18 protein-coding genes are annotated in these 21,279 nt (G+C 49.6%); 1 reads left to right on the forward strand and 17 read right to left on the reverse strand.

The genetic code is table 11. The features are described 5' to 3' along the window. Positions 1-5 precede the first annotated feature (5 nt). From HMPREF1207_RS00815 to HMPREF1207_RS00895, 17 genes are all read right to left on the reverse strand, one after another. Positions 6-1,265 carry an ATP-grasp domain-containing protein gene (locus HMPREF1207_RS00815; protein ID WP_009676501.1) on the reverse strand — a complete coding sequence of 420 codons (1,260 nt, stop codon included), beginning with the start codon at positions 1,263-1,265 and terminating at the stop codon, positions 6-8. Then, positions 1,262-1,525 carry an acyl carrier protein gene (locus HMPREF1207_RS00820; RefSeq protein ID WP_009676518.1) on the reverse strand — a complete coding sequence of 88 codons (264 nt, stop codon included), beginning with the start codon at positions 1,523-1,525 and terminating at the stop codon, positions 1,262-1,264. Before HMPREF1207_RS00820 ends, HMPREF1207_RS00815 begins: the two co-directional genes overlap by 4 nt. A gap of 68 nt (positions 1,526-1,593) precedes the next feature. Beyond that, on the reverse strand, positions 1,594-2,286 hold the full coding sequence (locus HMPREF1207_RS00825; RefSeq protein WP_231391991.1) for a BtrH N-terminal domain-containing protein: 693 nt from the start codon (positions 2,284-2,286) through the stop codon (positions 1,594-1,596). A gap of 196 nt (positions 2,287-2,482) precedes the next feature. Continuing rightward, positions 2,483-2,902, reverse strand: a complete 420-nt coding sequence (locus HMPREF1207_RS00830) for a gamma-glutamylcyclotransferase family protein (protein ID WP_009676491.1) — start codon at positions 2,900-2,902, stop codon at positions 2,483-2,485. Positions 2,903-2,969: 67 nt separating this feature from the next. After that, positions 2,970-3,668 (reverse strand): SDR family oxidoreductase, encoded by a 699-nt coding sequence (locus HMPREF1207_RS00835; protein ID WP_009676467.1) that lies wholly within the window; start codon positions 3,666-3,668, stop codon positions 2,970-2,972. 11 nt (positions 3,669-3,679) lie between these two features. Then, complete coding sequence (locus HMPREF1207_RS00840; protein WP_009676447.1) at positions 3,680-4,729, reverse strand: zinc-dependent alcohol dehydrogenase; 1,050 nt, start codon at positions 4,727-4,729, stop codon at positions 3,680-3,682. A gap of 23 nt (positions 4,730-4,752) precedes the next feature. Then, the gene (locus tag HMPREF1207_RS00845; protein WP_009676460.1) at positions 4,753-5,580 is read right to left on the reverse strand and encodes a PIG-L deacetylase family protein; all 828 of its coding nucleotides are present in this window, start codon (positions 5,578-5,580) and stop codon (positions 4,753-4,755) included. 2 nt (positions 5,581-5,582) lie between these two features. Next, a complete protein-coding gene (locus HMPREF1207_RS00850; RefSeq protein WP_009676472.1) occupies positions 5,583-6,689 on the reverse strand; it encodes a 2-deoxy-scyllo-inosose synthase in 1,107 nt (368 codons plus the stop codon). A gap of 1 nt (position 6,690) precedes the next feature. Further along, positions 6,691-7,989 (reverse strand): aminotransferase class III-fold pyridoxal phosphate-dependent enzyme, encoded by a 1,299-nt coding sequence (locus tag HMPREF1207_RS00855; RefSeq protein ID WP_009676433.1) that lies wholly within the window; start codon positions 7,987-7,989, stop codon positions 6,691-6,693. Between the two features lie 41 nt (positions 7,990-8,030). Then, on the reverse strand, positions 8,031-11,705 hold the full coding sequence (locus HMPREF1207_RS00860; RefSeq protein WP_009676464.1) for a hypothetical protein: 3,675 nt from the start codon (positions 11,703-11,705) through the stop codon (positions 8,031-8,033). Between the two features lie 46 nt (positions 11,706-11,751). Then, positions 11,752-13,566 carry a hypothetical protein gene (locus HMPREF1207_RS00865; protein WP_009676458.1) on the reverse strand — a complete coding sequence of 605 codons (1,815 nt, stop codon included), beginning with the start codon at positions 13,564-13,566 and terminating at the stop codon, positions 11,752-11,754. Further along, positions 13,556-14,794, reverse strand: a complete 1,239-nt coding sequence (locus HMPREF1207_RS00870) for a glycosyltransferase (RefSeq protein WP_009676513.1) — start codon at positions 14,792-14,794, stop codon at positions 13,556-13,558. Before HMPREF1207_RS00870 ends, HMPREF1207_RS00865 begins: the two co-directional genes overlap by 11 nt. A gap of 18 nt (positions 14,795-14,812) precedes the next feature. Beyond that, a complete protein-coding gene (locus HMPREF1207_RS00875; protein WP_009676482.1) occupies positions 14,813-15,565 on the reverse strand; it encodes a radical SAM/SPASM domain-containing protein in 753 nt (250 codons plus the stop codon). Positions 15,566-15,594: 29 nt separating this feature from the next. After that, complete coding sequence (locus tag HMPREF1207_RS00880) at positions 15,595-16,851, reverse strand: DegT/DnrJ/EryC1/StrS aminotransferase family protein (protein WP_009676499.1); 1,257 nt, start codon at positions 16,849-16,851, stop codon at positions 15,595-15,597. A 711-nt stretch (positions 16,852-17,562) separates the two neighbouring features. Then, a complete protein-coding gene (locus HMPREF1207_RS00885; protein WP_009676420.1) occupies positions 17,563-18,624 on the reverse strand; it encodes a suppressor of fused domain protein in 1,062 nt (353 codons plus the stop codon). Between the two features lie 123 nt (positions 18,625-18,747). Further along, complete coding sequence (locus HMPREF1207_RS00890; protein WP_009676523.1) at positions 18,748-19,365, reverse strand: NAD(P)H-dependent oxidoreductase; 618 nt, start codon at positions 19,363-19,365, stop codon at positions 18,748-18,750. Positions 19,366-19,411: 46 nt separating this feature from the next. Further along, positions 19,412-20,134 carry a TetR/AcrR family transcriptional regulator gene (locus tag HMPREF1207_RS00895; protein ID WP_009676426.1) on the reverse strand — a complete coding sequence of 241 codons (723 nt, stop codon included), beginning with the start codon at positions 20,132-20,134 and terminating at the stop codon, positions 19,412-19,414. Between the two features lie 340 nt (positions 20,135-20,474). Between HMPREF1207_RS00895 and HMPREF1207_RS00900 the strand changes: the two genes are divergently transcribed. Then, positions 20,475-21,020, forward strand: coding sequence for a DUF6022 family protein (locus HMPREF1207_RS00900; protein ID WP_009676489.1), 546 nt, complete (start codon positions 20,475-20,477; stop codon positions 21,018-21,020). Positions 21,021-21,279 lie beyond the last annotated feature (259 nt).

Consider the following 21,279-nt stretch of genomic DNA (forward strand, 5'->3'; position numbering starts at 1 on the left):
ATGACTTAATGAACAGCCGTTGTCATTTTTGTGTTCAGCTCGTCAAGCAGGCTTCGGGCCTTTTTCAGCTGTTCGGAATTGTGGGCAGAGACTAACACAAAGAGCTTATAGGTGTTTTTAAAGGCTCCCGAAGCCTTGCAGAAATTGTATAGATCGATTTCGACCGGTAAATCGCGGGTCACTTCCGAGAGATCGTTTACGTAATCTTCATAATTTAGATCCGCCCTGGAATTAAACACCAGCACCCTGCTTTCGACAAACTCATAACGCTTCTTCTGTTCGATAACCAGAGGAAGAATATAGGTGACCTGAGTGAGCCTGGCGTTAATCTCGATAACCGGAATCAGTTCTCCATTCGTATCGATGATCGAATCGATCCCAAGCACGCCGGTGTACCCCATCTGCCGTATCAGTTCTCCTGCCCGCAAAATTTCTTCGCGATATTCGGCCGCTTCCGTTTGCGATAAGGCAGGCGTGAAATTCGTTCCTTTGTAGACACCGTTCGGGTCTACGATTTGCTCGGTGACGGCCAGCAGATGGACTTCATATTCGGAAATGAAAAGCTGAGACGTCAAGCTGAGACGGTGGGGATGCCAGCCTTCCAGGAGCAGGTCGACGTTTGTCTGGCGGTTTCGAATATAATTCAGCAAAAAACGGAAATTCCGTTCGTTGTCGATGACTTTGAGACCTTTACCCGACGAACCGTATGGAACTTTTAACACGCATTTGGAAAAGCCGGCGGAAATGAGCTGATCGTAGGCATGCTCCAAGCTCTCGATATCGCTGCAGAAATAACCGGTTGTGACGTTGAACCCGTTCTTCTCCATAAGTCTTCTCGTGTTGAACTTGTGGTTGATTTCCCGGCAGACCGCCAAATCCGGCGCAAGGATATCCATGTGCGGATACCGCCGCTTCAGCTCAAGCAGATGATCCGAAACGATGAACGGGATAACCGTATAACGCGCCAGGTCAGGCACTTGCGAAAGTTCGTCGCAACAAATTATCGACGGCAAGGAGAGGCGGCGCTCTTTCCAATAATCGAGAAAGGCTTGCTCCGGCATCGTATGAAAAAATACCGTGTCCTGCGGCCTCGCCAGAAAGAGAAGCTGCTGCTCCTGCTGCACGACAATCTTCTCGGATTGAGGGTCCTTGACGGAGGGAAAGTAATTCGACGCCTGGCTGTCCTGGTCTTCGCCGATATTCATGTACCACAGGATTTGTTTGCCGTTCAGACGATAATAATCCAGCGGATGAGTGAACTTCATAAGGTTCCCTCAAGTTTATCCGTCACATGTTCCGTAATTTTCCGCACCGTCGAAAAATTTTCTACGATCAGTTCGTCGTCGTTAAACGTGATACCGAATTGGCTTTCCAAACTGACGATCAGATTCACGGCGGTTACCGAGTCCAACCCAAGCAGAAACAAATCGGTTTCCGGGGTAATGGATTCCTTCGTCTGTAGAATTTCATTCACACAGGATACAATTTGAGCGGTCCGAACATTTTCCTGAGTTTCTAAAGACATCGCATTCAACTCCTTCTGTAATGGATGACGGTTTCCGCACAGCGGTTTATCCGCTTTTGGTGCCGTAACTAGCCGTAACGACTCTTTAGCTTCCGCATAAAGTCGTCCTCTTGCTCTCTTAATTGCTGAATCTTGCAAGCTGCGCCGTCCCAGTCGATCTGTTTGGCGATCATGTATCGCCTGACGATGGTCGCGATATGGTTAGCGAGTTGATGATTGCGGATAAGGAGGCCGACTTCCTCCGGGGCATCCTCTATATAATGAAGAAACTTGGAGAAAACATGCCGGGATGCGGCGATTAAACGTAAACCGTGATCCATCGAGATCAGCCGGTTTTCCTCGTAATCACGCATATCGAGCAGCACCCGGTCGTAGAAGATATAGTCGTCCTCAAAGGCTTGCAGCCACTGCCGGAACAAGGCCAGATCTTCTTCTTTGTTTTCCCGCATTTCCTCGTCGTTAAGTTCCAGAACCAACAATGTCCGCATCTGCCCGGACAGACTGTCGAAAGCCGCTTCCAAATGCGCAGCCGGCAAATATCCGTAGAGCCCGTCCCAATCTTCCACGTAGTATGCCTTGTTCTCACCGTCATATCCCGTGACGACAAGCGAATGAGTGGAATGAATGGCATGGAAGGCTTCCTTCCGGTAAGGCAGATAATACTCGTCCCCCCATACGAAAACGAGTTTATGCCGGGCCAGCAAATCCTTTAAACAATCCAAAGCCTGGCTGAAGTCGGGAAAAGAAGTCCGAACAGGCATAATTCCTTTTCTTAGTAAATCATCGTCGGAAAAAGAAGGCTCCGAATACTTCCACTTGCTCTTATTTTCGATAAAGATCTGACGGTAAATTTCCGCTGTACTTTGATAACTGTTATAAAATAGAGGGATGACGGGGACCCGTTTTGAGTCCAAGTACGCGATTATTTGCGATTTTCTGCAATCGAAAAATTTCTCATCATAACGAGTGAGGCACATCTTGCTTCTCCTCTATTCCGGAAGCATGCTGCAACCGGTATTGTTTCCAGTCGGAAAACCTTGTTTCCAGGTAATCGTCCCGGTTGTAAACATACGTCCAACCCAGGTGTGTTCCGCCGCTCTCGTTTACTTGGCATTCGATTCGGTCAAATAAGTTTCTTGTATCCCCGGGACCGAAATACTCTTCCAGCTCATCTATCCGTTTCAGCGTTTCTTCCGAGACTTCATACCACTCGCCCGCCACCAGCTGATTGTCCAGCAATAAGCCGGGGTAACCGTTGCCGGTATCAACCAAGGAGCCGGTTATGCTGGCCTTTCGTGAAAGCAGGGTGGCTTCTTTCATATACTTGTGATTGTTTTCTCCCTCACGCAGGGTCCCGTAGACAAATAATTTGGGCATGAAAATTCTCCCCTTTAAACGGCTTTGGTAAAAGCTTTCGTCCAGCTAATCATCGCCTTGAACTCCCTTACAGGGGCATGCGGTTTCCAAGATGATCGACGATGTTGAAATCAACCTCATTCCCGAGTGATTCCGTGAGGCGTTCGTACAAATGCCGGGCGATTTCACCGGGTTCGTAAGGGGCGTCCTCTCCCCCCATTTCGGTTTTCATCCAGCCGGGGTGAACCGCAAGGACCTTAAAGTTCTCCGGCTTCAGTTCTCTCTCCAGCATACGGGTAAACATATTAAGAGCCGCTTTGGAGATACAATAACCGTATGTTTTCAAAGGAAGTTCGGAAATGCTTCCGGCCTCGGAGCTGATATTAAGAATGCTTTTGACCGCGCTGCTTTCCATCATAGGCTTGAGGTATTTGATAATGGCCATCGGACCCAAAACGTTCGTTTTCCACGTTTCTTCGAAATCCGCGATGTCCACTTCCTGGATCATTTTGCATCGTATGCCTTCACGGGCCGCATTATTGATAATCGCGTCAAGCTTTGGCGTCACGGCGGTAATCAGGGAATAAGCCTGCCGGATTGAATCCTGGCTGCTTACATCCACGGGAATGATGCTCAGCTCTTCCTTGTACTTGGTTTTTAACGGGAGCAGCTGCTCGGCTCTGTTCATGTTTCTCACTCCGGCAAGAACGTGATGGCCCCGTTCCAGAAAAACCTCACAAAGACTCAGTCCCAGCCCGCGGTTCGCGCCGGTTATTAAAACGATCATGGGCTTCCCCCTTAAGAGTAGGTCAGAACGACCTGCAGAACTTCATGCGGATGTTTATCGATCATTTCGTAGGCTTTCGGCGCATCGCCGAACGGAATCCGGTGGCTGATCAGGTTACGGAGCTTCAGCTTGAGCAGCAGATCTTTCCCGATATTCCTTCTTCTCGCATCGTTATACATATGGCTGATGGAAGGGTCGATCCCGAGGGTTTGCGAAGCGCGGATCGTAATCCGGTTCTGGTGAAATTCTTCGGAAAGATTCAGCACCGATTGCCCGCCCTGATACCAGCCTACGGCTGTAATTACCGTGTCCGGCGCCGCTATGCGAATCGCCTGATTTAAAGCCGTCGAATGACCGGATACTTCAAAGACGGCATCGGCACCCCGGTTATTCGTAATCTCTCTGATTTCCTTGGCGACATCCGTCCGATTCGGATTAAACACATGGTCGATTTCAACTTCCCTGGCGATGTTCAGTCTGTTCTCAAGCGGGTCCACTCCGACGACTGTGGCGCCGGACAGTTTAGCTAATTGAGCGATTAACTGCCCGACTACACCGAGTCCCGATACGACGACAACGTCCCCGATTTTAATTCTCGTGTCCAATACAGCGTTATAAGCCGTCATCAGGTTTGTGTAGAAGATGCCGAGCTCAGGCTCCAGCTTTTGGGGAAGTTTAAAGATCTTTTTGTGATGCTTGCACACGATCGTTTGATGCCTGCCGTGGGAAAACACGATATCTCCGACCGAAAATCCTTCGACATCGGCTCCAACTTCAATAATTTTCCCTACGTTCGAATACCCGATAAACCAGGCGTCGTCCTCGCAGCTCCGGATCGGATATTTAACTTTGTGCTCTTCGGCCAGGTCCTCGAACAACCGGGTTTCGGAATCCATGTCTCTTGTGAAATAGGGAGCGATTCCTCTGTAAGCTCCCATTTCCGTTCCGTGACTGATCCCCGAATAGAGGGACTGTATCCGGCATTCGCCGCTTTTTAACGGCAATTCTTCTGCCGTTTCCACGATTAATCGACTTGGACCCGTGTACGTTAAAATCTCCATGGTAAGCACTCCTTTTCTTTGTGTCAGGTTTGAAGCGGTTCGGAACTTATTGCCCGGAATACCCGCCAAACCTGAGTATCCGTTCCTTGTATCCAAAATAGCTCGGCTTCGCTAAGGATATCGCCATTATTGATTTTCGTTTCCGCCTCCTCGCCGAACAATCCGAGCAGCTGCGTTTTGTATTCCAATACAGCGGCTCTTTTTACCGGCGTGTAGACGCTGTTTCTCAATTCCAATTGACGCCATCCGTCCTGTAAAAACTCATTGTACTGCTGCCAGTACGGAAATTCGGAATAGAAAAGCACCGGATACCCTTGCGACATCAGCCTCAACCCGGCTTTGGTCAGCAACTGGTGATCGACATGTTTGGAGATGGCGGGAAATACCCAGGTGAATTTCCGGGCAAGATCGCAGGACTGCAAATATTTTTCGATTTTAGGCAGGAAAATGTCTTCGTCCTGTTTGTCCGGAAGGCCGAATAAGTCTTCCTCCGTCCGGTAATAAGGCTGCCCCTTATTTTCCCTGTAGATGGCATCCGGAAAGGACAGTACTTCAACCTGTACACCGGCAAGATGCCGGAAAGCCTGCTGATCCTCCTGAAGGCGGCGCGCCACGAGTATGGACAAGTGGTCGCCCTCTATTTCATCCTCGAACAGTCCCAAATCCTCGGCCGCATACTGTCTGGCAATCTCGCCGGGCTGAAAGCGAACCGACGGGCAGCCCCCGAATACGGTCAGCACCTTGCAGGTGTGCCCCTGATTCACCAGTTCCATTAAAGTCGAGGCGCACGACAAAATGACATCATCGAAGTGAGGCGAGATAAACATAAAAGCACGCTTATCCTGATTCATTCTTACAGCCCTTCCCGGATCACTTCTTTTATGAGCGTTTTTCTGACAGGGGTAAGCAGGGATTGGTTATACACCGCCGGTTTCCCTACTCCGCTAAGTAAAATCATGCCCAAATTATCCTCATCCAGCTTAATGTAGCCTCTCTTGTTATCGTGGATTAAATAATGGAAGATCGAATCCGGGTCCGATTTGAGCGGAATATCCTGCAAAGCCCCTATTTTATTTAAAAGCCAGTAATGTGCGGACACGTCATGCTCGGACATCAGGTTCATCCGGTTCGCTATTTTAGCGGCGTAAATCATGCCCACTGCAATGGCTTCTCCGTGAGTGATTCCTCCCTGCTCGGCAAGCTCGATCGCATGACCGATCGTATGGCCGTATTCAAAGATCAGGCCCTTCTTTTTCTCGTAAATATCTTCGCTTAATACCGACATTTTGGCCGAAATGCAGAAGTTAATAAACGTCTCCAACTGCTTCGGAGAATACACATTGGTTGAATTTAAGTCATCCTCTGTAAATTCTTTGTTATCGTTTTCCAGGATGAGCATATTTTTAACCAGCTCGCACATTCCCGCTTTCACCTGACGGGGCGGCGACTCCGACAAGATTCGGGTATCGGCGAACACGAAGCGGGGCGGATAATAAAAGCCGACCAGGTTCTTTCCGCTCGTTAAATTAACAGCCTGCTTAATCGAAAGAACCGAATCGGAGGCCGCCAAAAACGTGGTCGGGACGTGAATAAGCGCAATCCCGCGAAACATCATACCGGCCGCCACTCCGGCCACGTTCCCGGTTAACCCTCCGCCAACCGCTACGATAGCGGTTCTGCGGTTGGCTCCCAGAGCAATTGCCTGCTCTTGCAAATTTGTCACGGTTGAGAGTGTTTTGTATTCTTCTCCGCCCTGGAAGCGAAGAATATGTACAGGGGCGAGTTTGCCGAAGTACTCGGCGGCATGATGAACAATAGAGTCCGGTACCCCCGAGTCCGAAATCACGATATATTGATCGAATTCATCCCGGGGAATATAGGATTCAATCGATTCCAGAACTTGTTCGCCGAATGAAAAGTTAAAACACCGGTCCGCAAAACAAATTTGTGTAGTCGTCATGTTAACCTCCACCGATCAAATTATCGAGAAGTTTGAGCTGTTTCTCATAGGGGAGCAAATCCGATGCCCCGTCAATCATGTTCCAAGCGGTCCTGAACGTTTGCTCGGTCGTAACCTCTTTGCCTCTCAGGTGTTTAAATTGCTCCGATAAGACATCGGTTACGTTCGCAAACCTGCGAAGGAGGTCCACTTGGACGTCTTTGTCCATGCACAGGGAAAGCGACTGATTATCCCCCTCGAATAGAATGAGTCCCTGATTGAAGGCTTCCCGGTAAAATGCCTCCTCCAGCTCTTCGTCTCCGAATACCAGCTGAAAAATGGAACTTCCGTTGACTTCGATAGGCAAAGCCGACTGAGCGAACAGCTCCTTTAAGTTCCCGGTCAAGGCATGGCCGTAGAAACGTATCAAATCGTAGCCTTTACCGGTTTCCATTTTTTTCAGCGTTTCCAGGGACGACAGAATCGGCAGCATCTGGTAGTAGGCCGTGTACGTGTGTTCCTTGGTCTCCGCCATAATTTCGTCCGTACTCACCAGGCATGAAATCCGGTGCCCGTTCGACAACCCTTTGGAGAAGACGTACATGTCGGCCTTCTCGGCCGTCACCATCTCGAGCGATGATCCTTGACGGTGCCGGTAGCCTTGTTTCACATCGTCGCAGCAAACCAGGACTCCGTGTGCCCGGCATATGCCAAGGATTCTCTCTATCGTCGACGCCGATAAATACGTATAGTCCGGCGAGAACAGAACCAGGGCGACTTGATCCTTGTGCGCCGTTAAGGCGCGTTCCAGCAGCTCGGGGATGAAATAAAACTCAATCACCCCGTCCTCATTCGGTTCCAGCAGGGCCCCCTGCTGCCTCCACATGGGATCCCAGCCGTGATACCCCGAGCTGAGGACGATTTTCTTGCCGCTGTAATCGCGTGCGGCATACACGGCCGCTCTGCAGGCGGCGGTGCCGGTCGCGTAGAACGACACTTTCGCATCCGGCAAAGCACTGTCTTTCTTAATCCGTTCGGCCAGCTCGACGATCGGTTTGGACGGACCCGTCACTATTTCCCGGTCCTGCTCCAGAAAATTCCGCAAAGCGGCGTTGAGGTGAGGATCGTTATGCCCCAATATAATCGAGCCCTTCCCGTTCATCAGGTCGATATAATTGCCCCCGTTGTAATCGAATAAGTAAGCCCCGCTTCCCCTTGAAAACATTACTCTTTCATTGCGGAAAGGATCGACCGGCGAATCGATATGAGTACCGAGTACAGCTAGCAGCTTTTCCGAATTTTCAACCAAATCCTGTTTCATTTCAACGCTCACTCCTTAGTCATGACATGCGGTACGGCGGATCAGATATACAAAATTTCTTTTTGAATGTCATATCTCTTTTTACCGGAATCCGTCAGGCATTTATCCAGCCGTTGATTTTGCGCCTCGGTCCCGGCATAAGGGACGTACTGCAAGTCGTCGGTGAATTGTTGTAAAATGTCTGGCTCCAAGGAGTCCGCATACGCGTTGAGCAAAACCTGCTTGGCACGTTTAAACGATTTGCTTCGTTTGGAGAGCTCTTTGGCCACTTCGTTAACAGAAGAAACGGTTTTGAAAAATTTAGCCGGACAATAGTGCAGCAGCTTGTCCGTCACGCTGGATTGCAGCGCTTTATCCCAGGACGGCAGCGTCTCGATAACTTTGTTGGCGGCATCTTTGTGCTTCAGCAAGTTTCTGGACACGATATCGTAGGTTAACCGCCGGTCATGCAGCGCCTCCAGTTTGCCCACTGTCTCCAGAGGATAAATAGCCGCAAGGAATAAGGCGGTATAGGTTGCCGATTCATAATGCTCGAGCCATTCCGAATAATGACCGGCGCGCGCCATCCCGTCTTCCAGTACGGCGAGCTCACCGACCATACGATCGAACCCTTCCCGATACAAAGAGAGCAGGCGGCTTCGCAGAGACGGCGAAAGACACAGGTACGTAAAGAACGTGGACATGGCGAATAATTTCAAGTTGATAAACTGCCCTTCATCGTCAAAATGGACACGATAGTTTACCAGCTTCCGGAAAATATCTTTCCATTCCGGGTCATTAAATTGAGCGGTCAAATCTTCAACCGCAGAAAGCGGATTATGCGAAAAATCGTACGAGCTGTCTAAAACAAACCGGATGATGTGAAAAATCGTTTTGTAATCGCTTTGCTGAAGTGCGCCGTCTTCGCTGGATTTTACAGTCATATAACAGGTCCAGGTTCCGGCTACCTTCTCGTAATGAGTGCGGAAACGATAAGCCTCGAACCAGTCGTTGCACTTGTTCATAAAGGACGCAAAAGCCGATAATCTCGCGATTTCGTCGTCATGTACGGAAGGAGGCTCGCTAAATTCGACAGAAACGGAATGCTTGTAGAACATAAACCCTGCCTTGTGCGTACACATCGCCAGCTCGATTTCAAAAAAGTCCTTTTGCATCCGCAGCAAACGGTTTTCCTGTTCGGAAAAAGATTGGGCGAACGCCACCATTTCTTTGACGAAAAGAGGCATATGAGCGCCATTGGACGCGGGAACCAAATATAGCGACCACTGGTGCAGCACATTGTGCAGTTGATGCAAATTGGTTAACGACAAGTCTTCGGCAATAACGGCCTCGGCTTCTTGTATTCTTGTTTTCCAATGAATTTCTTCCAGGAAGTAATCTTCGATTTCCGCTTGCCGATCTTCTTGGACCCCGATCCAGTCAAGGAAGGTTTGAATCACTTGCTCGTTCTTATCGAACTGCCGGATTAAACCGAGCCATTCGGTTAACAGTCTGAGATACGCTTGATAATAAGACGGACTGCCGTCATCTATCACACTTAAAAGAATTTCTTTGGCCGATTTATCGTACGTTTCGACTACGGTATGAAAAATAGAGCTGCTTAACTCGCCGAGCGACTCGTATTTATTCATCTCGTTGTTCAAATCAACGAAAACCTCGTTAAAATACGGGAATCTGCCGATGACGCTCAAATCGTACGGAAGGATGGCAAACTCTTTGCTGACGAGAGAATAATTCCGGTAGAGATCGAACAAGTGCCGGTTCTCTATGGCCTGCTTTAAAAATTGGCACAGGTGACCCGCGTTAAAAATCCCGTTGCGGGCTAGGTCCAGAACGATCGGCAGGTCTTCATCCTTAACGGAAGAAAGAATGCCGATAAAGTTTTGGATCAGCGCCTCTTCCTCCCGCTTCGAATAAATGCACAAGGCGTCCAGATATTGCTCGAATAAAAACAGCACGTCCAGCCGCAGCTCGATTACGGCCGAATTCACGTTCATTTCCGAACGGACCCGCTCCAATAGCGTTTCCCGGTCCCGGCTGCTGCATTTGGCCAGCAGATGATGGATGCGCAGCACTTTCCAGTACACGAGCGTTTCATTAGACCGGCCCCGGTCTTCCGGCTTCCGTTCGAAATAAGCGGCGATGTTCCGGTCTTTGAGCAAGTTTTTCGCATGAAACAAGGCCAGAAAATAATTCGCCGATGCTTCCGGCCACTCACGGCTTTTTAGAAATGCGTCAACCGTTTCAGCCGTCAACCGTTCGGCCTCATTTGCGTAGTAACTCGGTGATCGGACACCCTCTTCTCCGTGAAAAATGAAGCTGTAATCCGGATAGGCACTATTTGCCGTCAAATGCTGTTTAGTCTTTTCCGAGAAGAAGGGCTTGTTCAACGCCTCGTTAAAGTGCTCGTCCGCCGATACCGCCATAGCTTCCCGCTGCTGCTTCTCTTCGCGATCCTGAACAAGAATGCAGTTATCCGGTAGGGGAATAATTTCCCTGGTCTCGTATTGCAATGCCTTGACTTCTTTGTTGTGGCTGTACAAACGGCACTGCAGGGAAAACGGATCAAGTACGATATAATTCATACTTTCCGGTATAAGCGTGATCTCGATACGAATGACCGGGATGCCGACCTGGTTAAACATAATTCCGGCATGTTCCGTTCTCGTACCGAATTCCACCAGGATAGCGGCAATATCCTCCTTAACGTCTTTGCTGGTGTACTGAAGATAGGCGTTCCAGGCTTCGTTCAAGGTAACCGCCTTAATAAACTTGCCGAAGAACGGCTTGCCGCCCTGCGAGATGAACTCCTTTGCATCCAGACAAAGGGCGGCGTCCTTTTCCAATTCCTTTTTGGAGGAAGCCGACAGCTCGTAGACATGCTGGAACAAGCGGTAGTTCTTAGCCGGTCTTGTCTGCACCAGAAACAAGCTTTGCATGTTCACTTCCTGAAAAATATGCCCCTGCCACAAGTTCAACTCGTCGCCCGACAGTAAATACCGGACACTATTGTTCGCTTTCACATGCTGCGTAGAGAAAAGATCGAAACCGAAAGCAATCTGCCCCGTAAGATTTCCGTCGACAAGTTCCGTTAAGCTTGTCATGGAAATCGTTCCGAAATCCGAGTCCCCTACCCATTCGCAATCAAGCGCATAGTCCGGCATGGTGCTGTGGAGGTTTTTAAGCAGACCGATGATCGTTTGTAAATCCTCTCCCTTGACATAAGGGGTTGCATCATAAGGAACGGGATGGCCCGTATGCTCCGATTGAACCAACGGCTGGACAAAAACGGGAATAGGTTCATGATCGTGCAGATGCCGGTTCACGAAACGTCTATTCTGGTTCCTGGCGTGCTCCGTGCTTCCGCTGAGCATGACCTGCGCAAGCACTTCGTAAAAGCTATCCCTGCGCTCACAAACCAAACTGAGATAAGCGCCGGCATTCGTCGTTTCGTTTAAGTCTTCTTCCCCGGAGCTTCTGACAATCCATGGAAGGTCCCCGCAAACTTTTTTAATTTGATCGAACCGGGATGGTTCGCGCTGCTCCATGTACTGGGCCAGCCGGCCTGGCAATTCCTCCTCGGTACCGCTGTATTGTTCCAGGAATTCAACGGCAGCTGTAGGATCGATCGGATAAAGAGGGGGAATATGCGCTGTAAACGTTTTATTGTTCCGCAGCTCCAACAATCTCTCGCATTTTATTCCGAAGCTATTCATACAAAGCCTCCTCAAGCATGTGCGTGGTTTCGTTCGACCTTGACAGTTATCTTACATCCGAAAGCTTCGGCTTCATGGCCTGAAGATACTCGAATGATTGCATCGCTTCCGACAAAATCAGTCCTTTCGGCAAGCGGCTTTCACCCTTCGCCTGTTTTAAAAGATTCGCGACTTGCAGGATGCAAGCGATCGGCAGGGCATCGGTAACCGCTCCAATGGTTAAGGATTCGGCTTCTTTTTTCACCTGGTTTACCAGCAGACGGAAGTCATCGGGCCTCACCCTGTTTTCCAAAAGAAACGAAGCCAGTTCCACCTCGATGCTGGAAGTGCCTCCCCAGGTGGAGTCAATGTGAAAACGGTACGTTTTCAAGCGCTTCCCGGCTGAAAGCCTCGCTTTCCAGTGCCCGTACCGGTTGGCGTAAGGCAAGGACGTATAAACATGAGCGGACGAGGTCCATTCGGTATGCAAACTTTGTTCGAACCAATCCAGATCATAAGGCAGCTTTCTTCCGATGAAGTCCTCCATTTCTCCAAGATGGGCCTGCCAATGATCGGCTAAAGGATGAACGGGATGACCTCCGCTTACTTGGCACGAATCAAGCAGCGTTTTCCAGTAACCGGAAATGATTTGGCAAATCTCACCTGTCACGGCTGAAGGCATGTTGACGAACATATCTCTCATTTCCCGTAATCCCGGTTCATATTTGGTCATCACATAACCGTCCTGGTACGCTAAAATATCAGAGGAATACTTTTCAAACTTTTTAAGCTGATGAAATTGAAAGTCGCCGAAAAGATCTTTCCCGATAAATTTTGCGAATACGACCGGCTCATTCGTGCTTTTTCGTCGGATGAATAGCGGAGTTTTCTTCGGATTAATCCGGAAGGGAACTTCACGGCGATACATCGGATCGTTCCAATGAGGCACGGATTTATAAGGGACCGCTTCCAAATCCGCCGGACGCGCGTCAGATAAACCGAGTTTCGGCAGAAGAAACTCCACCACTTCTTCCGAATTGCCGAGCATCTGCCAGATGCGCTTTCTTGTCGCCGTATTTAGAGGAATACGATCGCTGCACTTCGCAAGCCGGCCGTTTTCGATTTTGAACAACCGGCCCGGAGAAGATACCCAGACAGGTTTGTTCAGCCGATATTTCACGCTAAGTCTTCCGGCCAGCTCCAGAACGGTCCCGCCCGTATGCGGCTGATCTTCCAGGATCACGATGTCCGTATCCGACTTTATTGCCTCCGGCAGCATCGAGAGTTCCTCGGGCAAATACAAGGACGCGCCCGGATCGGAAGGCTTCCGCAGAGCCCTGACTGTGTGATATAGGGCTTCATTCCCCCACCTCTGCTTCAAAACCGATGCCCATAACGGAGCGTAGAAAGCCCCGCCGGTTCGAACGCCGATGAGTACAGGCGGTGAAGACGGATCGGCATGGACTCTCAGCCAGTGCAGAGCATCCTCCCGGCAAACCTCCAAGTCGCACAAATCATACCCGGAGCATTCCGGGGTACGAAGCTCCTGCATCACTTTGATTAAAGAGAGCAGCTCCGGTCTTTTCTGCGTAACGGAGGATTTGGCAGCCTTGTAGTCCGGCCATGCCGGTGTGCTCCCCCCCGCCTCCTGCGTACCTTCCGCAATGTCGGAAGCAGCCTGCACGCAAAGGCTGCGTTGAGAGGCCAGCCGGACAGCCAGACGATCCCTGTCTTCAGGATGTACGCCGCACCGGCTCAGCAAAAGCAAATCCGCCAATCGCTGCTCCAGGATACAGGCGTACATGTAACGATGAAGACGGTCCTTGCTTCCTCTGACGTAGCTTTCCAATTCGTGAAACAAAGAGATCGGATTATCCTTCATGGACGGCAGCCTCTTTTGAAGCGTACAAATTCAAATAATTCGGATACACGCAGTGAGGCAAAAATTTACTGACAACTTCGGGTCTGGAATGGAGCCTCAGGGACTCGGCAACGGAGTCGTTCGTCAATATTTTATAAGCCTCGTCAGCGATCCCCAACACGTCGCTCGGGTCCGTTAAAATCGCGGTTTCACCGTGAGTGAAAATATCGGCGGGACCTCCGTTATTGGTTGAGATGATCGGTACTCCCGCAATGGCGGCTTCAATCAGGCTTCCGCCGAATTCCTCATGGTGGGAGGGCAGCAGGAACAGCTGGGCATGGTGCAGATAGCAGGAGACAAATTTATGTGAAATAAAACCGGTGATACGGAATTGGTTCTGCAAATTCGCCGCTTTAATTTGTTCTTCCATCGCCTCGCGCTGGGGACCGTCCCCGCACACGATGAATTGCAAATCGCCGATTTTGTCCGCTAGCTCTTTCGCAACGCTTACAAAGGTGGCCCAGCCTTTCTCGTGTGCGATTCTGCCTAGAAACAAAACCGTTTTTTTGCCGAGAAGCTCGGTTTTTAATCGGCTGCAAAAAGGACAATCGATGGAATGACTGAGATGATTCGATCCGATACAGTCGCTGATCGCCGTCATTTTCGACGAATCCTCAAGCAGCCGGTTGTAGCTGTCCAGTCTCTTGTCCGTAAGAACGACGGCTTTATGGCTGAGTTTGATACTCTTTAATTCCACGGATTTAACAAAATCGTGAACGAATTGATCCCACTTGTTCATGGGCTTGTACGTAAATATCCGGCTGCAATGTATCGTTAAAATCAACGGCTTTTTTAAATATTTTTGAGCGAACATTCCGGCGAGTAACGGCCACACCACTCCGCTTGCATGGACATGAATCGCATCGTAGTTCTTCTTTTTCCCGTTCAGAACGATCCATTTGACAGCGCCCATGAACCAGCTCTGATCGAGAAACACCGTTCCCGTTTGGCTGGACTTAAAGGGCAGCGTCATAAAACGAACGGAATGGACGGTCAACCTTTCGCGAAGCTGTAATGTTCGGGGGATGCCGGGAATGCCGGTTGTGAGCACATCCTGCATGACTCCCTGATCGGCCAGCCATTCCGTTAAATTCGTGATTTGAACCTGCATGCCGCCCATCGGATCAAACCGGCTCGGCCATTCGGTAGTCTCAAAGTAGTAATGAGGGGTAAGCCGCAAAATATTCAAACGTACACCCCCTCTTCGTTACAGCACATAATCGTATTGATCTTCCGTCTGCACGCTTACATTGTTGCAATTTTTGCATAGATCCGATTTGCCTCTATGCCCTTCTTTTAACATTTTCCGGAAGGATGTAAATTTGTCATTGTTCCAGATATCGGAAATATGATGTTCGCTGATATTGCCCATAACCATCTTTTGATTGAAATCTTCAAAGCATGGAAGCACGTTCCCCAAAACGGTAACAACGGCCAGATTGGATGGCACCATACACGACATGTTGGCTTTCGAAGCTTGAGGAATATTATCCAGAATCCCGCCCCGATTGGATAAAATCAGATCCGAATGATCGAGATAGACCACTTTTTCTTTGTCCGCTCCCGCCAGTTGGTCGTATACGCCTCTGAATTTGTGCTTGGCTCCGGCATGCTGGGTCACAATGAATTTTTGAATACCCAGTTCCGTCAAAGTTTGTAACCGTTTTTCGGTGAGAAAATCGCCGTTTGTGTAAATAATGGGCCTTGCTCTAGGGATATATTCCGATGTCATGCCCACAAACAGATCGAGATTTTTGCACAAAAGCGGCTCCCCGTAAAAGTGAAACGAAATACGTCCCGCAAAATCCAGCGAACTTAACTGTTCCATCAGCGTTTTATACAAAGCGGGGTCCATCTCTCCGTTTTCTTTACGCTGAGATACACTGTTGGGGCAGTACCAGCACGTGCGGTTGCATTGAGAATTGACTTCTACTTCGATCATCGAAAACAGCTTGTCCATCCCAATTCCTCCTCGCTAATCATCCTTCGTTAATGAGTCACGCAAAATTTCCGGGCAAGTTCGGCTACGGCATCGACCAGAAGCGACAGATGTGAGGGTTCAGCCAGTAAAATAGCATGGTGGATAACGATGGATTGCTCGGAAGCCCGTTCGGAGACCGGGTAATGAAGCCCTCTCCAATAAGCTTCTGTCTTACGAACCGATTTCAAATAACGGTTCTTTGTCCAGGGGCAGAACAACGGATTTTTGTGTACGGGGAGATACGGCGGATGCAGGTAAAACGTCCCCATATGGAGCTTTTCACGAAGAATTTCACAGAACTCATCCGCATTCAACCCGCCGAATTTCACCGGATCGAACCGGAACACATACCCGTAATAAGTTTGTCTGCTGACTTGAGGAGGACGCTTCATCACCTTAATGCCATCAATTTTGCTTAAGGCATCGTTCAAGAACATGGCGTTCTTTTCCCGGATCGCGTTCTTGTCATCCAGCTCCTGAAGTTGGTCCAGAAGGATGGCTGATTGAAATTCGGACAAGCAATAGTTGGAGCCTTGAATGTCCCCTTTTTTGACCAGCTGCATGTCACCGTGCATCAATTCGGAGGAGTCATCGCAATAAACCCTGGAATCCGCTCTCAGTTGTTGGATGAGTTCAAAAAAACGGGGATTTTTCGTCACGATAATTCCCCCTTCTCCGGCCGTTAACACTTTGCCCTGCTGACAGCTGAACGCCCCTATATCTCCAATCGTTCCGGCACGCTGGTTGTTCCATACGGAACCGTGGCTTTGCGCGCAATCTTCAATCACAAAAAGGTTGTGTTCTTGCGCAATTTCGTTTATTTCATCCATATTCGCCATACTTCCGAACAAATGGACCGGGATAATGGCTTTCGTTTTATCCGTAATGGCCGACTTTATCAATTGGGGATCGATACAATAGGTATCCGCCTCGACATCCACAAAAACAGGAAGCGCATTCACGTTCAATACGGCGGTAGCGGTTGCAATCCAAGTCAGGCTGGGAACGATGACTTCGTCCCCTTCGCCTATTCCGAGCGCTTCAAGGGCAAGCATTAAAGCCGTGGAGCCGCTCGTCGTCGGCACACAGTAAGGGACCCCGTTGAAATCCGCAAAAGCCTTCGCGAACTTCCGTTCCATGCTTTCCTCGCCTGTCCAATATCCGCTTATCGCCCATCTGTTCGACTGAAACACTTCTTCAATGTTCTGGCGGGTACGATCGGAGTGTTGAGGCCATTCTGGCCACTGGTCAAATGGAATGGTCATGATAACTCTCCTTTGGGATATTTAAAGTCTATTAATCGACTATAGTTTCCATAATGTGTTATTTATGGATACATTTACATCCTATAATTACCAAAATTAAATGTCAACTACCATTTTTGGAAATTAATTGGTTTTTAATTTTGTTTTAGAACTAAAATGAATGATATATAAACCATAAATATATGGTTATTTCCTATATATGGATTTTATTTTCTTCTGCTTCTACGCACAATCCGTGTTTCGGTTGCTCATTTTGCAGAAAATAAGGCTTGAGTCACAACGAATAGGTCTGAACTTTCAACCGGCTCATTCTCTTCTGCTTCTTTCGTACCTAACGCTTGCCGGTTCCTTAATCGGCATTTTACGACAATAACCGGTAAAAAATTAGCTCTTATAGTCTCAACGCATTATATGCAGGGTCTTAAATCCGTGAAATTCCGTTGGACAGGTTCATTTCGGATAAGAAGCGGATAGAGCCGATCGCCCGCATGCTCCTATGACCTACGGGATTTCCTGTTTTTCAGCTGCACAAAAAACGGCTCCTTAAACAAATGGGTACCGTGTCCACCCTTCGTAAGGAACCGTTATCACTTTCCTTTTCGACAAAAAAAGGCCCGTTTCCAGGCCCTGATCTCCGTGCGATATAGTCCGTTAATCCTGTATTTGCAGCGAATTCAGAATCTCTCCGATCTCCTCGGTTTCAGTCTCAAGTCAGCCGATAACTTCCACTACGTTTCCTTCGCTGTCCTTAATGTTTGTCTTCACGATGCGAATGACCGTTCCCTGCAAGGACGGAATCTCAAGCACGCTTTCTTTAGGCATTAAGCCTCTGCTCAGCTCGCCGGCAGCCTTCTCATCGAGAATGATCCGGACCTCGCCGTCTCCGGCGACACACTCCGGCTTTTCTCCCGCCTTAAAGATCACGCGGACTTCCGGTCCCACGAGAGTGAGGTCTTTGCCTTTCAAAATCCGCCCTTGCAGCAACTTGCCGATTATGCCGGCTTGTTTGGCCCCCAGTGTCAGCGCTGCGGGAGTTTTGTTCAGCCAGCCTTTTTTACCCGGCTCCCAAGCGAGCTGATCCACAAACAAAAAGCCGGTATTGGAGCCGTCTTCCCGCATTCCTTTCTCGGCGGCTTCGGAAACGGCTTCCACTTTAAGCAGAGAATCCCGCGATAAATTCGTTATGTAGTGCGGCATATACGGCAAACAGGCGGACAGCATACCAAGCGTATTCCAGGTTTGCATGGCTTCCAGCTCATCTCTCGTAATTCCGACCATCTGGATAAATTCCACCCGCCCGTTAGGCGTATCGATTGCAGGAAGCTCGGGATCCTGGATGAAAGCCAGAGCGGTCAGCCGGGTATCGGAACCGAGGCAAATCGGACCGTTGGCGTCCATGTAATCGCCCGACCGGAAAATATTGCCGCTGTTGAATACGTATCTCCCCATATTTTGCAGCAGGTTGATCGCCCAAGCCGGAGGCTCTTCCTCTTCTGCCCCGCGGTCCAGCCGAAACGTCAATTCGAATCCGTAGCCGCTCTCTTCCGGATGATCGGATTCCTTATCGTAAAGTTCCGAAAATCCGAACGTTACGAAATGCCAATGCGGGGCAGGCTCGTCCGTTTTGTATGCACTGATTCCATCCAGCGGATCCGGTCCCCCCAGCGCATAGGAGATAAGCGTACCGTAATGTTTCGGTTCTTGATCTCCGTACAGCTTTACGAATTCCTTGTCAATGGCGTCCCAGCCCGCCGTATTCGGTTCTGTGCTCATGTCAGATTCCTCCCAAGTTCTCACCATGTGTCTGTTTGTACCAACCATTCCCATTATACTCTCCCGGAATCCGAACGTCACATAAGCCGAAGTTCCCCGTGTGAGGAGCATCGGCTTTGTTTTTTACAGGGTGGCCTGCATCTTCTGTTTCATTTCATTAAGCATTCTCTGCCGGGCGATCCGGGGATCAAGCTCGGGAGTCAAGATATGCCGGACGTATCGCTCCGCGCTGCTTTCGATCTGCTCGTCCGCCGCCTGATTCGCACCGTGAAATTTGAAGTGCGGAAGCATCGTCATGCCGATCTGATTGGCAAAAGCTTGCAGAGGGCGGGTCAATTCACTGATCGTGTACCCGATCAGGCCGCCTGCCTCATAAGTCTCCTCCGCCCCTCCGATAGAAACGGCGAGCAGGAGTTCTTTTCCGGCAACGGCTTTACCGCCCGGACCGAACAACCACGCCGTTGTGAACACTTCGTCGAGCCACTGCTTCAGAAGCGGCGGTGTGCTGTACCATTGAAGCGGAAACTGCAGCACGAGACGTTCACATTCCGCCAGCAAAGCCTGCTCCCGCCCGATATCCAATACCTTCTCCGGATACGCGCCGTACAGGTCATGCACGGTAACCTCGCCGGAATGTTTTCTCAATTCCTCCACCCATCGTTTGTTGACGCGGGACTGCTGCAAATTCGGATGAGCCACGACGACTAGCGTTTTCAGACAAACATCACTCTCCTTTACCACATTTTATTTTTGATTGAGTTACAAGTCAATATTAAAATAAAAAAAATTAGCGCAGCCTTAAGATGGAAACGGACGACTCCGCCACCTGATTCAAAGCCTTCTCCCATTGTTCCTTCTTTTCCGTCTCCGGCATGCCGTTTGCCATCCATTCCTGCCGGGCCTGATCCAAGTAATTCATCCCTTGCGACACGGCTCCCCAGAATTGTCTCGCCATAAGATCGGAATTACCCGGCCGAATCGTGCCTTCTCCAATCCCTTTTTCAATGGCCTGAGTCATTTCTTGCAAAAAGCTTTTCACCCACGAAAACGGAGAGAATTCCTCGGGCGTATACAAATGATGCACATCCAAACTAATCCGCATGTAAAAACGCGGGATCACGGGATCAACCCTGACCCGTTCGCAGACGACCCGGGCATAACTCTCGAACAGGTCTGATACGGACCCCTTTTGCTCAAAATAAGTTTTCGTAAAGTGTTTGGATTCTTCCATCATGGTTTCGTAAAGCTCGCGGAACAATGCTTTCTTGTTTTTGAAATAATAATAAACGAGACCGTGAGCAAGCCCCGCCCGATCCGCTATATCCCCCATTTCGGCCGCCGCATAGCCTTTCTCGACATAGACTTGAATAGCCGCCTGCAGCACTTCTTGTTTGCGCTGATTCCGGATCGCTTCGTTTTGTTCTTTGGTACGTGGAGACATGGCCGCTTCACCTTTAGTTCCGTCTTTAAAATCCATGCCATTATAGAAAAAATAAAACGGTGTTGTCAACCGGCGTCCGCCTCGACAAGCATACACCCGACTACCGCCAGGCTCTCGGTTATCAGGTGTATGGCCCTCTCTTCCGGATGTGCGGCGGTTATTTCTCGGAAAGCAGACTTTCCGATATGAATTTCAGCTTCGCTTCAAGCGATACCGGGTCATTGAACGTGTCGCCCTTCGGATTCGCTGCCGCATAATCATGTACCCGCTTCAAGCACTTGCTAATGTTGTCACGCCTAAACCGGCTTCAGCAGCCTGCTTTGTGAAGGTAAGCTTATCATTTGCATGCATGTTGTAAGATGAAATTGTATTCCATAAAATGGTTAACGGGAAGGGAGTTTACACCTAAATGCCTACAACCCAAGCATTAAGCGATTTCTTGAAAGAACAGCCGCAAAACAAGATTGGGGCCGTCGCCGCCTTTATTGAATCTCATGTTCGCGAAAACTGGCAGGAGATTCTGGTTAAAGAGAACGACCGGCTGCTGAAAGCTTACGCGGAAGCGGGAGATCCGGCTTACGGAACGTACTTGAACCTGCTTTTCCTGCCGGTACACCGTCAGCTAAGTGAAGCCGGACTGCGGCCGGAACCCCGCCTGCCGGGTAATTTTGATATTTCACGCGAATGGGGACGGAATCCGGACCAAAGCGATCAGGAGCGCTGGATGTGGAGTACGCTTCATCCAATCGAGGGTCCGCCTGTCGGAACGATTGTCACCATTACTTACCATGACCATACCCGGTTTCGTATTCCCCGCCGGCCGGGAATTATCGCGCTTACCGAGACGAGTCAGCAAGACATCGTAGAAGCCTTGTCCCGCTTGTCCTCCGATTTCAAACAAGCGCTCGAATTCAGCGTCGAGTATGAGAATTATTTGCGCAGCCTGGAGCAGTAAACAAGGCTGACGGGCGTCACAGATTCAGCTATTCGCATTCAGTGCGGCAAAAAACCGTACCGGATATCCGGTACGGTTTGGGTTGGTTTGTTTCTCACTCCGGAAGATTGGGGGCTCTTCATACAGGTCGGCTGCGTCAGCAAGGCAGCTGCGGACCGCCTGCCCTTTCCGTTCCGTCCGGCTTCTTTCGCCGGTTCTTATTTATAACAGCCATTAAGCGGTTTTCGATATAAGCCGCAAATATACGGCTCACGCCCGA

The organism is Paenibacillus sp. HGH0039, assembly GCF_000411255.1.
Classification (GTDB): Bacteria; Bacillota; Bacilli; order Paenibacillales; family NBRC-103111; genus Paenibacillus_F.

What these genes read in the sequence shown, in the direction of transcription:
- HMPREF1207_RS00815 (WP_009676501.1), bottom strand. Translation starts at nt 1,265, where the DNA reads ATGAAGTTCACTCATCCGCTGGATTATTATCGTCTGAACGGCAAACAA.
- HMPREF1207_RS00820 (WP_009676518.1), bottom strand. Translation starts at nt 1,525, where the DNA reads ATGTCTTTAGAAACTCAGGAAAATGTTCGGACCGCTCAAATTGTATCC.
- HMPREF1207_RS00825 (WP_231391991.1), bottom strand. Translation starts at nt 2,286, where the DNA reads ATGCCTGTTCGGACTTCTTTTCCCGACTTCAGCCAGGCTTTGGATTGT.
- HMPREF1207_RS00830 (WP_009676491.1), bottom strand. Translation starts at nt 2,902, where the DNA reads ATGCCCAAATTATTTGTCTACGGGACCCTGCGTGAGGGAGAAAACAAT.
- HMPREF1207_RS00835 (WP_009676467.1), bottom strand. Translation starts at nt 3,668, where the DNA reads ATGATCGTTTTAATAACCGGCGCGAACCGCGGGCTGGGACTGAGTCTT.
- HMPREF1207_RS00840 (WP_009676447.1), bottom strand. Translation starts at nt 4,729, where the DNA reads ATGGAGATTTTAACGTACACGGGTCCAAGTCGATTAATCGTGGAAACG.
- HMPREF1207_RS00845 (WP_009676460.1), bottom strand. Translation starts at nt 5,580, where the DNA reads ATGAATCAGGATAAGCGTGCTTTTATGTTTATCTCGCCTCACTTCGAT.
- HMPREF1207_RS00850 (WP_009676472.1), bottom strand. Translation starts at nt 6,689, where the DNA reads ATGACGACTACACAAATTTGTTTTGCGGACCGGTGTTTTAACTTTTCA.
- HMPREF1207_RS00855 (WP_009676433.1), bottom strand. Translation starts at nt 7,989, where the DNA reads ATGAAACAGGATTTGGTTGAAAATTCGGAAAAGCTGCTAGCTGTACTC.
- HMPREF1207_RS00860 (WP_009676464.1), bottom strand. Translation starts at nt 11,705, where the DNA reads ATGAATAGCTTCGGAATAAAATGCGAGAGATTGTTGGAGCTGCGGAAC.
- HMPREF1207_RS00865 (WP_009676458.1), bottom strand. Translation starts at nt 13,566, where the DNA reads ATGAAGGATAATCCGATCTCTTTGTTTCACGAATTGGAAAGCTACGTC.
- HMPREF1207_RS00875 (WP_009676482.1), bottom strand. Translation starts at nt 15,565, where the DNA reads ATGGACAAGCTGTTTTCGATGATCGAAGTAGAAGTCAATTCTCAATGC.
- HMPREF1207_RS00880 (WP_009676499.1), bottom strand. Translation starts at nt 16,851, where the DNA reads ATGACCATTCCATTTGACCAGTGGCCAGAATGGCCTCAACACTCCGAT.
- HMPREF1207_RS00885 (WP_009676420.1), bottom strand. Translation starts at nt 18,624, where the DNA reads ATGAGCACAGAACCGAATACGGCGGGCTGGGACGCCATTGACAAGGAA.
- HMPREF1207_RS00900 (WP_009676489.1), top strand. Translation starts at nt 20,475, where the DNA reads ATGCCTACAACCCAAGCATTAAGCGATTTCTTGAAAGAACAGCCGCAA.